The 13,306-nt window shown below is 56.3% G+C and carries 7 protein-coding genes, 1 pseudogene and 1 CRISPR repeat array; of the genes and pseudogenes, 7 read left to right on the top strand and 1 reads right to left on the bottom strand.

Annotated features, from left to right (window positions below):
* Positions 1-41 precede the first annotated feature (41 nt).
* On the top strand, positions 42-1,052 hold the full coding sequence (cas1b, locus tag E4631_RS22120; protein WP_133657196.1) for a type I-B CRISPR-associated endonuclease Cas1b: 1,011 nt from the start codon (positions 42-44) through the stop codon (positions 1,050-1,052).
* Positions 1,052-1,312: a CRISPR-associated endonuclease Cas2 gene (gene cas2 / locus E4631_RS22115; RefSeq protein WP_133657195.1), complete on the top strand. Its 261-nt coding sequence runs from the start codon at positions 1,052-1,054 to the stop codon at positions 1,310-1,312. Before cas1b ends, cas2 begins: the two co-directional genes overlap by 1 nt.
* A gap of 204 nt (positions 1,313-1,516) precedes the next feature.
* Positions 1,517-7,675: a CRISPR direct-repeat array (repeat unit 29 nt; unit sequence GCTTCAATCGGACCAGGTGGAATTGAAAT).
* A gap of 303 nt (positions 7,676-7,978) precedes the next feature.
* Here cas2 and E4631_RS26655 read toward each other — a convergent pair.
* Positions 7,979-8,335 (bottom strand): annotated as a pseudogene (locus E4631_RS26655) (recombinase family protein); the annotation flags it as partial.
* A 98-nt stretch (positions 8,336-8,433) separates the two neighbouring features.
* Here E4631_RS26655 and E4631_RS22105 point away from each other — a divergent pair.
* From E4631_RS22105 to E4631_RS22085, 5 genes are all read left to right on the top strand, one after another.
* On the top strand, positions 8,434-9,123 hold the full coding sequence (locus E4631_RS22105) for a recombinase family protein (protein ID WP_240735167.1): 690 nt from the start codon (positions 8,434-8,436) through the stop codon (positions 9,121-9,123).
* 224 nt (positions 9,124-9,347) lie between these two features.
* Entirely contained in the window at positions 9,348-10,451 is a 1,104-nt protein-coding gene (locus E4631_RS22100) for a DUF4932 domain-containing protein (RefSeq protein ID WP_133657172.1), read from the top strand.
* Positions 10,448-11,512 (top strand): sensor histidine kinase, encoded by a 1,065-nt coding sequence (locus tag E4631_RS22095; RefSeq protein ID WP_133657173.1) that lies wholly within the window; start codon positions 10,448-10,450, stop codon positions 11,510-11,512. Before E4631_RS22100 ends, E4631_RS22095 begins: the two co-directional genes overlap by 4 nt.
* A complete protein-coding gene (locus tag E4631_RS22090; RefSeq protein ID WP_133657174.1) occupies positions 11,509-12,210 on the top strand; it encodes a LytTR family DNA-binding domain-containing protein in 702 nt (233 codons plus the stop codon). Before E4631_RS22095 ends, E4631_RS22090 begins: the two co-directional genes overlap by 4 nt.
* 463 nt (positions 12,211-12,673) lie before the next feature.
* A complete protein-coding gene (locus tag E4631_RS22085; protein WP_133657175.1) occupies positions 12,674-13,207 on the top strand; it encodes a GNAT family N-acetyltransferase in 534 nt (177 codons plus the stop codon).
* Positions 13,208-13,306: the final 99 nt, after the last annotated feature.

Raw genomic sequence — 13,306 nt, 5'->3', positions numbered from 1 at the left:
GGGCATATCTGCGAAATCCGTTTACTCCATTTGAATCTGCGGTGAAGAAGACCTTCTACCTATTCAACCCCGGCCGTCTCTCACGCCAGGACAATACCCTCAAATACACGGCCTACGATGAGGCCGGAGCAGAGGGCCAGACGCGCTTCCTACCCATTGAGGACGTGGCCGACCTCTACGTATTTGGCTCGCTTGATGCCAATTCGGCGCTGTATAATTTCCTGGGTAAGCACGGCGTGTCGGTGCATTTCTTCGACTACTATGAGCACTACACGGGCTCGTTTATGGCCAAGGAATACCTGCTGGCCGGCCGCCTGCAAGTAGCTCAGACGGGCCACTACACCAGCCTCAAAAAGCGTCTGGTGCTGGCCCGCAAGCTGGTAGAGGGCGCGGCCTTCAACCTACTCAAAAACCTGCGCTATTACCAGAGTCGGGGCCGGGTGGTAGGCGAAGAAATTGCGCAGATTGAGCTCTACGTATCGGCCTTGCCCCATGCCACCAGCGTGGCCGAAATAATGGGTTATGAGGGTAACATCCGCCAGACGTACTACCGCTGCTTTGAGCAGCTGGTAAACGTGCCGGGCTTCACCTTCGGCTCGCGCAGCACCCAACCGCCCCAAAATGAGCTAAACGCGCTTATTTCCTTCGGTAACATGCTCTGCTACGCGGTCTGCCTCTCCCAGATTTACCACACCCAGCTCAATCCCACCATCTCCTTTTTGCACGAGCCGGGTAGTCGGCGCTTTTCGCTGGCCCTGGACATGGCCGAGATTTTCAAGCCCCTGCTCGTAGACCGCACCATCTTCCGCCTGCTCAACAAGAAAGAGATTCAGCCCCGTGACTTCGTGCGTGAGCTCGACGGCTGCCTGCTCAAGGAAGCCGGTCGTAAAACCTTCGTGCGCGTGTTTGAGGAGCGCCTGAAAGAAACCATTCAGCACCGTCGCCTCAACCGCAGTGTGAGCTACCAGCACCTCATTAAGCTGGAGTGCTACAAGCTGACCAAGCACCTGCTGAATATGGAAGAATACCAACCCTTTAAAGCCTGGTGGTAATGTACATTATCTTGGTATATGACATGAAACAGCAGCGCGTGAGCCGGATGTTAAAGCTGTGTCGCCGTTACCTGCACTGGATTCAAAATTCTGTTTTTGAAGGCGAAATCAGCGAGGTGAAGTTAGCTGAGTTGCTGGCCAAAGCGCGTACCATTATGGACGAGGAGGATAGCCTCATCCTCTTTAAAAGCCGCACCCAGCAGTGGCTGGAAAAGCAGGTAGTAGGCCGCGAGCGCAGTACACTGGATACCATCTTATAGGGCTGGCTCGTCGTCGGTGAAATGAATTGGGTAAGCAATAGCGGGATTTTACCTTGCTTTATCGCGTAACACATTGACTGGCAAGGTCGTCTAACCCCCACTCAAATCATACTTTGCCTCACCGACGACTTTCAGCTATTTTGCGAGAGGGCAAACAGGCTTTCCCTGCGTTGCAGAGCCTATAATTGTGATAGAATTCACGGGGCTTCAATCGGACCAGGTGGAATTGAAATAGCAGCAAGCCCAGCGCGGCCGCGCTCAGCGCGAAGGGCTTCAATCGGACCAGGTGGAATTGAAATTGGTACGCATGGTGAGCTGCCGCCAGTCCTCATAGGCGCTTCAATCGGACCAGGTGGAATTGAAATAGGCGAATGCGCTCCACGGCCATTTTCACGCCGGCGGCTTCAATCGGACCAGGTGGAATTGAAATAATTTGCGGGCGGTGTAAGTGAGGTATTCTTGCCGAGGCTTCAATCGGACCAGGTGGAATTGAAATTTGAGCGTGATGTTGAACACGTTGGCCGTGTCGGTGCTTCAATCGGACCAGGTGGAATTGAAATGACGTGTCCATGGTTGGCGGCGTCGTAACGCTCAAGCTTCAATCGGACCAGGTGGAATTGAAATAGTCTTCGCCGTAGTCGTTGTCGCGACAGTCTTCGCGCTTCAATCGGACCAGGTGGAATTGAAATTAGCCTGCCGGGACCATCTGGGCCGGGCGGGCCAGCAGCTTCAATCGGACCAGGTGGAATTGAAATGAATAAGGGTAAGCAGGGGTAGGGCGCGCCGTTGTGGCTTCAATCGGACCAGGTGGAATTGAAATGATGAATGCCCCTCGGGCCTGACCGTGCGCATCAGGGCTTCAATCGGACCAGGTGGAATTGAAATAGCTAAAAGCCAACGCTCAGGCTCCGCAAACAGAGGGCTTCAATCGGACCAGGTGGAATTGAAATGAGATGGAGCAGGTACCGAGGCTGTTCGCATTCGCCGCTTCAATCGGACCAGGTGGAATTGAAATTTTGGCAACGGCTACGTTATCCGGTGGCCGAACGGCGCTTCAATCGGACCAGGTGGAATTGAAATATAATGCCTACTTCGGCAAGGCCAGCCTGGACTACGGCTTCAATCGGACCAGGTGGAATTGAAATTTGGTACCCGGCCGACTGGCGTGAGGTGGAGCTAACAGCTTCAATCGGACCAGGTGGAATTGAAATTTCCAGGGCCTCTACCATTGCCCGCAGCACCCGCCGGGCTTCAATCGGACCAGGTGGAATTGAAATTCGAAACGGGGGGTGGCATCTACATAGACCACTGGAGGCTTCAATCGGACCAGGTGGAATTGAAATGGTGAAGTTGCCCTCGGCTGCGAAGTAGTCGCAGAGCTTCAATCGGACCAGGTGGAATTGAAATACGACTACCTACGACCCCGTGCGCGATGCCCCCCGCGCTTCAATCGGACCAGGTGGAATTGAAATGATGGAACAAACGCCCTCCCTCTCCCCCGGCCTCATGCTTCAATCGGACCAGGTGGAATTGAAATGTCACAGCGCTGCTTAGATACGGTCTGGCTCGACAAGGCTTCAATCGGACCAGGTGGAATTGAAATTTGGGAGTCGAACCCAAATAGCTCACATTAAAAGTGCTTCAATCGGACCAGGTGGAATTGAAATGGTGTAACATACTGTCCAGGCGTCACCATCGGGCAGGGCTTCAATCGGACCAGGTGGAATTGAAATAAATTCGCCATTGCCACGAACGAAGTGGTGACGGGGCTTCAATCGGACCAGGTGGAATTGAAATACGCAGATGGAAGTGTTGGAGCGGCGCGCCGCCACGGGCTTCAATCGGACCAGGTGGAATTGAAATTTTTTTCTTCCGCGGTCAAGCTGCGGTTTTCCCCTTGCTTCAATCGGACCAGGTGGAATTGAAATGACGGCAAGCCCAACCCCATTGCCCGCCTGGTGATGAGCTTCAATCGGACCAGGTGGAATTGAAATTGAAGTACGACGCCACGCGCTGGTCGCAGGAAGGAGCTTCAATCGGACCAGGTGGAATTGAAATATCGTAGGCAACTACAGCAAGGCGGCCAACACCAACGCTTCAATCGGACCAGGTGGAATTGAAATCGATTTAGTGCTGGCTGAGCACCGAGCCGCGCAAGAGCTTCAATCGGACCAGGTGGAATTGAAATATGTGCAGCGTGGCCCCGTGCGCTACATCACGGCCGGCTTCAATCGGACCAGGTGGAATTGAAATATCGACTTCTTGCCGCTCTCGCTATTGGTGAGCTTTGCTTCAATCGGACCAGGTGGAATTGAAATACAGCAGCCCAGCGGCCCCGTGGCCGGCGAGGGTGAGGCTTCAATCGGACCAGGTGGAATTGAAATAGGCTACCAGAATACTGAGGCGGTAGCGCCCGGTGGGCTTCAATCGGACCAGGTGGAATTGAAATACCTCTGCGGCCGCCTCGCCCGTTCTGCGCATCGGCGCTTCAATCGGACCAGGTGGAATTGAAATGGTACCATCCGAACCACTTACACCAGTGCCAGCATCGCTTCAATCGGACCAGGTGGAATTGAAATAACCCGGAACAAATCACGTTAATCGTGGGGTCCTGCGCTTCAATCGGACCAGGTGGAATTGAAATTAAGACTGCCTGCTCTAGCTGACGTTCCTGTAACGCTGCTTCAATCGGACCAGGTGGAATTGAAATACTTTATCACGCCCGCATTGGCGACGTGAATAGTAGCGCTTCAATCGGACCAGGTGGAATTGAAATGTGATGATAGTTCCACCATAAGGGACAGCGTTACCAGCTTCAATCGGACCAGGTGGAATTGAAATGCGCCTCTCCCGTGCGAGTCGGCACTACGGGGGGTAGCTTCAATCGGACCAGGTGGAATTGAAATGTCGCTGGGGGTGGGTGGGCTACTCTGCGATGGCCTGGCTTCAATCGGACCAGGTGGAATTGAAATGCCGTAGCTCGGTCTCTCTCGCGTCGAAGGTGGCTTGCTTCAATCGGACCAGGTGGAATTGAAATTAAGTCTAGGTCTACCTTGCAGGAGTCGCCATCTGAAGCTTCAATCGGACCAGGTGGAATTGAAATACTCAGAGGCGCGCTTGTAGTACGCTTTGGGTAGCGGCTTCAATCGGACCAGGTGGAATTGAAATTAGCCTGTCGGGACCATCTAGGCCGGGCGGGACAACGCTTCAATCGGACCAGGTGGAATTGAAATGTAGCAATTCCTCTCGCGCCTCGCGTGCCTCACAGTGCTTCAATCGGACCAGGTGGAATTGAAATACTGGCGCGGGACGAAAACCCCCATGTCGGTGCCATGCTTCAATCGGACCAGGTGGAATTGAAATGGTGCCATTCCCTCCCGCCTGCACCGCAGCCTCGTACGCTTCAATCGGACCAGGTGGAATTGAAATGCGGAATCGGGTCGCCGTAGTACTTGGCCAGGTCGAGCTTCAATCGGACCATGTGGAATTGAAATAGCGCGGTGGGCCTACACCGTAGCCGCGCACAAAGGAGCTTCAATCGGACCAGGTGGAATTGAAATACATTTTGGGGCTGTAATGACAGCCTGCCCGGTCAGGGCTTCAATCGGACCAGGTGGAATTGAAATAGCATCTTAAGCAGCGTGGGTACGTCGGCCGCGCTGCTTCAATCGGACCAGGTGGAATTGAAATGAGTTGGCCCGCATCCTGCCCGACTTCACCTTGCCTGGCTTCAATCGGACCAGGTGGAATTGAAATAACACAGTAGGCAGCGGCAACATTCAGGCGACCAAGCTTCAATCGGACCAGGTGGAATTGAAATGTCACTGGACATCATCAGCTTCGGCCAGGCCACGGAGCTTCAATCGGACCAGGTGGAATTGAAATGGTAGCAGGGGCCGCCTTGGGCACCATGTAGTAGGCGCTTCAATCGGACCAGGTGGAATTGAAATGACGTGGCCGCATTGGGCATGGAAGGCTATCGCCATCGCTTCAATCGGACCAGGTGGAATTGAAATTCGTAGAGGTCCGCCAGCACGGCCAGAATCAGCGTGGCTTCAATCGGACCAGGTGGAATTGAAATTCATCAAGCTGTACTCTGAGAATAACCGTCTGGTTGGCTTCAATCGGACCAGGTGGAATTGAAATGCCAATGGCCGCGGCCAGCTTACCGTCGTCACCAAGGCTTCAATCGGACCAGGTGGAATTGAAATTTGATAGAATCAGCGACGGCGCTACCAACCCGTGGGCGCTTCAATCGGACCAGGTGGAATTGAAATAATGAAAAAGCCCACCCCCCGCGCCCCGCTAGGCCGCTTCAATCGGACCAGGTGGAATTGAAATTGGCTAGCCTCGAGGGCACCAATACCCGCCGCACGGCTTCAATCGGACCAGGTGGAATTGAAATTGGTAGATGCGGCGCGCGTCGTAGCGACCCAGTAGGCGCTTCAATCGGACCAGGTGGAATTGAAATAGCGGCACGTAGCCGCATTCGGGTGCGTCGTCAGTGGCTTCAATCGGACCAGGTGGAATTGAAATTACCCAGCCGCAGCCAGCCCGATGCCTTCGTGGGCGGCTTCAATCGGACCAGGTGGAATTGAAATGGTGATGAGGCCAAGCGTCAAAGCATTGCCCTGCACGCTTCAATCGGACCAGGTGGAATTGAAATGAGGCCACCCGTAACGCAATTGGGGCCGCCTTGATTGCTTCAATCGGACCAGGTGGAATTGAAATTGTGCGGTGGTGCCGAGGTTATAAATCTCCAGCCATGCTTCAATCGGACCAGGTGGAATTGAAATTACTTACCCGCTTTCTCTGCACTGCCCGCCAGCTCCGCTTCAATCGGACCAGGTGGAATTGAAATATGTCGAGCGAGGCCCAGACCGAAGACGGCCTGAAGCTTCAATCGGACCAGGTGGAATTGAAATTCGCAGAAGGTAGGCAGCAGTGCCCGGCCGGGCTGGCGCTTCAATCGGACCAGGTGGAATTGAAATTTTGTAGATGAAACCTTTCATGAGATTGAGTTCTACCGCTTCAATCGGACCAGGTGGAATTGAAATGCGTCAAAGCCTACGCGGCCGGCAACCGCAACGCCAGGCTTCAATCGGACCAGGTGGAATTGAAATAACGCCCGACGGGCTTCGAGGCTGGCCTTTTCAATGGCTTCAATCGGACCAGGTGGAATTGAAATGAGGTGAGCGAACTCGTGGTGGCGCCCGACGTGCAGCTTCAATCGGACCAGGTGGAATTGAAATATTGGTGGAGGGAGCATACGACCCCGGCCTGATGCCGCTTCAATCGGACCAGGTGGAATTGAAATGCCGACTTACCCAAGGCAACGGACGCTAACTGGCTTGCTTCAATCGGACCAGGTGGAATTGAAATGGTTGGCAGTCCCAGTTAGGGCCTAGCACGAGGCGCCGGCTTCAATCGGACCAGGTGGAATTGAAATACGTAGTCGCCAATAAGCTAGGCACTGTGGAGGTAGTGCTTCAATCGGACCAGGTGGAATTGAAATAAAAGCCAGCAAAGCCAAGTGCCTCGGTTGCCGTTAGCTTCAATCGGACCAGGTGGAATTGAAATAGTGTGTCAATGAAGCCCTGCACTTGCGACTTGCGCGCTTCAATCGGACCAGGTGGAATTGAAATAAGGAAGGCGCCGGCCGTAGGCTACCGGGCGAGGGCGCTTCAATCGGACCAGGTGGAATTGAAATTATGAACGCCACCCCAAACCCCCTACCCCCTGAGCAGGCTTCAATCGGACCAGGTGGAATTGAAATAACAGTGGGGTAACCAATACGGGGCATGCCTTTCTGGCTTCAATTGGACCAGGTGGAATTGAAATTGACTCCACCAGCTGGGCGAGCTGCGGCTTAAAGAGTGCTTCAATCGGACCAGGTGGAATTGAAATACTTAAAGCCGGCTAAGGTGCATCTGTTCTACGCACGCTTCAATCGGACCAGGTGGAATTGAAATTTTCGAGCGTTGACAGCGACACCCTGGAGCATAGGGCTTCAATCGGACCAGGTGGAATTGAAATAGCGGGTCACGCGCTGCGCGCCGCTGGCAATCGTTTGCTTCAATCGGACCAGGTGGAATTGAAATCGCATTTGGCAACCAAACCCTCTTGGTGCGGGGTATTGCTTCAATCGGACCAGGTGGAATTGAAATATGCCCTATTCGGCTACTACTACCGCCTTTGGCTACCGCTTCAATCGGACCAGGTGGAATTGAAATAGGGTCGCAAACAGGCGCGTGCGCTCCGCTTCGTTGGCTTCAATCGGACCAGGTGGAATTGAAATTTTCTTCGTGTCGCACAGCCAGGCCAGCAGCAAGGCACTTCAATCGGACCAAGTGGGATGACTTATTGCAGTGACTTAAGTAATAAGCGTTGCACGCCCATGGGATGAAAAGCCTTCCCATGCCGGGTGTGGTACCCAGATTGATTGAGTCGGTCCGCAATCGCCCGCAACGTCGCCCCCGTGGCCCGTAACAGAACGGCTAGCTGCGCCGCCTGCCGATTACTCAGATTGACTTGCGCGTTGTGGGTCATCGCCACCCAGGATTTCTCTCGCGCGGCTTGGGTCAGATTAGCTGGAGTGCCTAACTGAGCACCCCGGGCTTTCTTGGCCGCTAATGCATCGCGGGTGCGGGTAGAAATTGCCGAAGCTTCTTTCTGAGCCACGGCCGCCATGATGTGCAAAGTAAACTCATCGGCGGCGGGTAAGTCAACCGCTTGGAAGCGCACCCGACTTTCCATCAGCGTGGCCAAGAAGGCCACATTACGCGCGAGTCGGTCCAACTTGGCCACGAGCAGCACGGCGTCTTCTTGCCGGGCCCGAGCAATAGCCGCCTGCAGTTGCGGCCGCTCGTTTTTCTTCCCACTCTCGATTTCGAGGAAAGTGGCCACGAGCGTCGCATCCCCACGCAGGAAATTTTGCACGGCCGCCTGTTGGGCTTCGAGCCCGAGCCCGGACTGCCCTTGGCGGACGGTACTGACGCGAAAGTAGGCGACAAAGGTGGTCATTGGTACAAAACTACCTCGGTTTTAGGTTTTGTCACAAAAGTTAAACGGACGTTTAATAAATGACTATAGCAGGTATCTTTACCTAAAATCACTCCTAATTGGGAAGTCGTTCGCTCATGCCCGCCTATTTTGCCTACTACCGCGTCTCTACTCAGAAGCAAGGTGCCTCCGGTCTTGGCCTCGAAGCCCAGCAGGCCGCCGTGGTCAGCTTCCTGAAAGGTGGCCAGCCGCAGGGGGAGTACGTCGAAGTGGAGAGTGGCAAGAAGAATCAACGACCCCAACTACTCGCCGCGATGGCGGCGGCCCGCGCGGCGGGTGGGGTGCTCCTGATTGCCAAGCTTGACCGGCTCAGTAGGAACGCGAGTTTCATCTTCACGCTGCGCGACTCGGGGGTGGATTTTGTCTGCTGCGACATGCCCGATGCGAACACCCTTACCGTAGGCCTCTTCGCCGTGCTCGCCCAGCACGAGCGCGAAACCATCTCCCAGCGCACCAAGGAGGCGCTCGCGGCCAAGAAGGCGCGGGGCACCCAGCTAGGCACGCCGGCCAACCTCACGGCGGCGGCGCGGGAACAGAGTCTGCTCGTGCGGCGCGCCCGCCTGCAGCAGCACTCTGGCCTGCGGCAAACGGCAGCCTTTATTGCGTCCCGTCGGGCGCAGGGGGTGAGCTTTCGTCAGCTGGCAGGGGAGTTGAATGCGCTCGGTTTTACCGCCCCGCGCGGGGGGACCTTCAATCAAAAGCAGGTGCAGCGCCTCCATGAACGCGGTCAGGTAGCGGCTAGCAAGTAACCTTATAATAAGGAGTAGGCTGCAGGGGCCACTTATAGGTAGCCAGCGTCGCTAGCAGACCACCATATCAAGGAGGTCTGTCAGCTTACGCCCCGTATGAGCCACGCACTACCGCACGCGTTCGTCACCGAAAAAAGGGGGTTCGTCACTCGGAAGCAAAGGAGGGGAGGGCAGCGACTTCTTTTGGATTCGCAACTCCTTAGCCACTCCAGGAAACGCCCCCCATGAAAACGCTCGGTATTCTTTTACTCCTGCTGCTAACCGCCCCGGTCTTGCGGGCCCAACCGCACGCTAGTAGTGTCTCTACGACCACCGACCGGATTACGGTCACGGTGCACCCCGGCGTGGAGCTGCTCACGATTGTGCAGCTGTTGGCCGGCAAGTACCCACCGCCCAACCAGTCGGGCTACGCGAAAGCCACCGAGGCCTACTTCACCCCCTTTGCTAACCACCCCGCCGTGCAGCTGGCCCGGCGCCTACCCAAGGTGTACACCGACCTGCCCGAGCTGGGCTACTGCTTCGACAACTTTCCGGCGGTGCGCTTGCACTACCCGGCCCAAACGAACTGGTACACGCTCAATGGGCAGGACACGATCCAGGCCTACCTGCGGCTCTGCCAGCGGTTTGCGGCCGACAGCCATTTCTGGTCGTTTTATCAGCAGCACCAAGCGGACTACGCCGCCTGGGCGCAGCCCGTGCACGCCCGCCTGGTGCGCGAGGGTCTCGTGGCCAAGCTCGACTCGTTTTACCGGTTCCGCGCCCCCGCCGCCCACTGGACCATCCTGCTGGACCCGCTCAACAGCTGGGGGGCGCACGCTATTATGGCCAGCGCGCTCAATCCAAGCGCCGCTGACCAGGTCGTGTACACCGTGGGCTTCTTCAACCGGGAGTCGACCGAGGCAAGCGTGCCCAGCTTCAGTCTCGGGGCCGAAGCGTCGCGGCTGGTCTGGCACGAGGGCAGCCATATCTATACCCATGCGGTGCAGCAGCAGCACCACGCCGCCATCATGCAGCTCGCCTACCTGTTTAATCAGGCCGACGCGGGCATGCAGCGCAACAACATCACGGACTGGGCCCACTGCTTCGATGAGAACTTGGTCCGCGGTATCGTCATTGCCTTGTTTCGTCAGCATCAGCCGCCCAAAGAAGCCCGCAAGCAAGCCGCGCAAGAACTAGTCGGGGACTTCCAGTACGCGGGCGATATTGCCGACGTGATTACGACCAAGTACCTGGGTCAGCCTACCGCGCCGAACTTTGCGCAGTTCTTCCCCGAGATTCTGGCCTACCTGGCTCAGAAGTATCCTACTGTCGACTCCACCCTGCGATGACTGCTGCCCGGCCGCGCGCCTTCCCCGAATGGCCCGTCCACCTGCTAGTCTGGGCCCTGCTGCTCGTCAAAGAAGGCGTGTCGATGCGTGGCACGCCCGCCTTCCAGGCGCCCGGCACGACGACTGTTACCGCGTGGCTGCTGGCCCTGGGCTACTTGCTCATCAACGCGACGGCCTTCTACTTGCCCGTGCGGCTGGTGGCCCGGCCGCTGCTGACGGACGAGGCGGGTGCCGGGCGGGTAGCCCGGGCCGCCGGGGGGCTGCTACTGAGTTTGCTGTTCATTACGGGGGTACGCTACGGGCTGGAATTCTACGTGTTTAAGCCCCTGCTCGGCTTCGACAACTATAGCCGCAATTCCGCCTTCACGACGCAGTGGTTTGTGGAAAACAGCGTGCGCTTTTATTTCGACTACGTGCTCTATGGACTACTCTACGCCGCGGTCCGCCAGCACCTGCTAGCCGAGCGGCAGCGGCGTGAAACCCAGCAGGCGAACACCGCTGCCGAGTTGGCGTTTCTACGCTCGCAGTTGAATCCGCATTTTCTCTTCAACACCCTCAACGATATCTACGCCCTGGTCTACCAAAAGTCGGACGCGGCGCCGGGCGCCTTGCTGAAACTGGCGGAACTGCTGCGCTACATGCTGCACGATACCCAGCACGAGTGGGTGCCGCTGCGCCGCGAACTGGATTACCTACAGGACTTAATCGCGCTGCAGCGCCTGGGTACCAAGGGTAACCTGCACCTGGACTATCAACTGCACGGCGCATTAAGCAAGCAGGTGGTGGCCCCGCTGCTGCTGGTCCCGTTTCTGGAGAACGCCTTCAAGCACGGGGTGCTGAGTGATGAAACGCGGCCGGTGACCTTACAGTTGAACGTGACGGCCACGAGTCTGCACCTGTGCGTTCACAACGCCAAAGCGGCGCAGCAGAAAGACCAGCGCGGCGGCATTGGCCTCGCCAACGTGCGGCGGCGGCTGGCCCTGCTCTATCCGGAACGGCACACGCTGACCGTGGCCGAATCGCCCACCGAGTTTCAGGTGACGCTGCACCTAAGACTATGAGTGACCCGATTGCTTGCCTGCTGGTGGACGACAAGCCGCTGGCCCTCGACCTGCTGACTGCCTACGTAACACAGGTGTCGGCGCTGCAACTGGTGGGCCGCAGTGAAAACCCGGTGGAGGCCCTGGGCTGGGTCGGCGAGCGGCGCGTCGAGCTGATTTTTCTAGATATCCAGATGCCGCAGCTCACGGGCCTGCAGTTTATGCAGGCCCTGGACCGCCGGGCGCAGGTGGTGCTGACAACGGCCTATCCCGAGTATGCGCTCACCGGCTTCGAGCACGACGTGGTGGATTATCTGCTGAAGCCCATCGCCTTCGAGCGCTTCTACCAGGCGGTGCAAAAGGCGCACCGGCGGCTGCGGCCAGCCTCCGGGGATACCGCTCGCCCCTATCTGTTTGTCAAGACGGAACACCGGCTGCAGCGGGTGGACCTGGCGGAGGTCCGCTACCTGGAAGGCCTACAGAACTACGTCGTCATTCACACGACGAGCGAAAAAATCATCGCCCGGCAAACGCTCAGCAGCCTAGAAGCGAGCCTGCCGGCAGCTGCCTTCGCGCGCGTGCACAAGTCGTTCATCGTGGCACTGGCCCACATTCACGCCGTAGAGCGCAGCCGCATTTTCCTCCAGGGACCCGCCGGAGTTCCCTTCAGTATTCCGGTGGGCGAGGCGTATCGCAGCGCTTTTTATGGCCGGTTATAGCGCACGATAACAATAGCAGCGACGGCGCCCGCTGCTATTGTTATCGTGCTCAGCATAGCGCTGATAAGTGGGATCTGGGTAGTGTATTGAAAAAGCGGGGTGATCGGTCCTTATCATCGGTCATTGCTCATAGGTAGCAACGTCGTTTCCTTATCGCTACCTATCTGGACCGAGCGAAACCCGCTACTTTAAGTATCGTTTGTAAGAGTTATGATACCTAAACTTATTTAGCCAGGGCTGCATAAAGCTGCATCCACTGGGTAGAGGTTATCAGAACTTGTTTTTCCTCCTACTAAAATTAGTCTCGATTAAGAGGTTGGTACAGCAGCTAAGCGAGCAGCTGCTAAATAAGGCAGCCACCCGCTAAAATCGGTTCTTAGGTTCAAAAGCCAACGCTGGGATTATCGCCTGCTTACTTTTAGCGCCTGCCTACTCCCTGGCAGGTAACTGCTAGAATACGAACATGGTGAAGCTCGCTCCTTTGCACCCAGAACACGTGGTGCACTTTTACACGTGGCTTCGCGACCCCGAAGTCATCGCGTATTCGCTCTCGGCTTTCCAAAGTATGAAGACCATGCAGCAAATTGACCAGTGGTTTGCCGCCACTTTAGCGCAGGCCAACACCTTGAACGTAGGTATCTATTGGGCGGAAACCAACGCGTTGATTGGCTACGCCGGCCTCTCGAGCATTTCCGTCCCGAACCAGTCGGGCGAATACTTCATCTTTATCGGTGAGAAAGCAGCATGGGGCAAGGGCGTCGGGACGGCGGTAACAAAGCAAATCGTCCACTTGGGTTTTACCAGCCACCAGCTCAATCGGATTATGCTCACGGTCTCTGAATTGAACACGGGCGGTTTGAAAGCCTACACGAAAGCGGGCTTCACCTTGGAAGGGCGTCTACGACAGGCAGCTTGTTGGCAAGGCATTTTTCACGATAAACTGGTGATGTCCATATTGAAAGCAGAATGGCTGGCGCAAGGGTTAGGCCTTGAGTAAAAGTTTGGTACGGATGTTACCTGGTCATCGCTCAGCCTCCCTGTTATCAACAGACCTGCTTGCCTCTACTATTCGCACGCCCAACCTACTTTTAACTGC

This window comes from Hymenobacter sp. UV11, assembly GCF_004684095.1.
Lineage (GTDB): Bacteria > Bacteroidota > Bacteroidia > Cytophagales > Hymenobacteraceae > Hymenobacter.
This window is presented reverse-complemented; position numbering and strand designations above follow the sequence as displayed.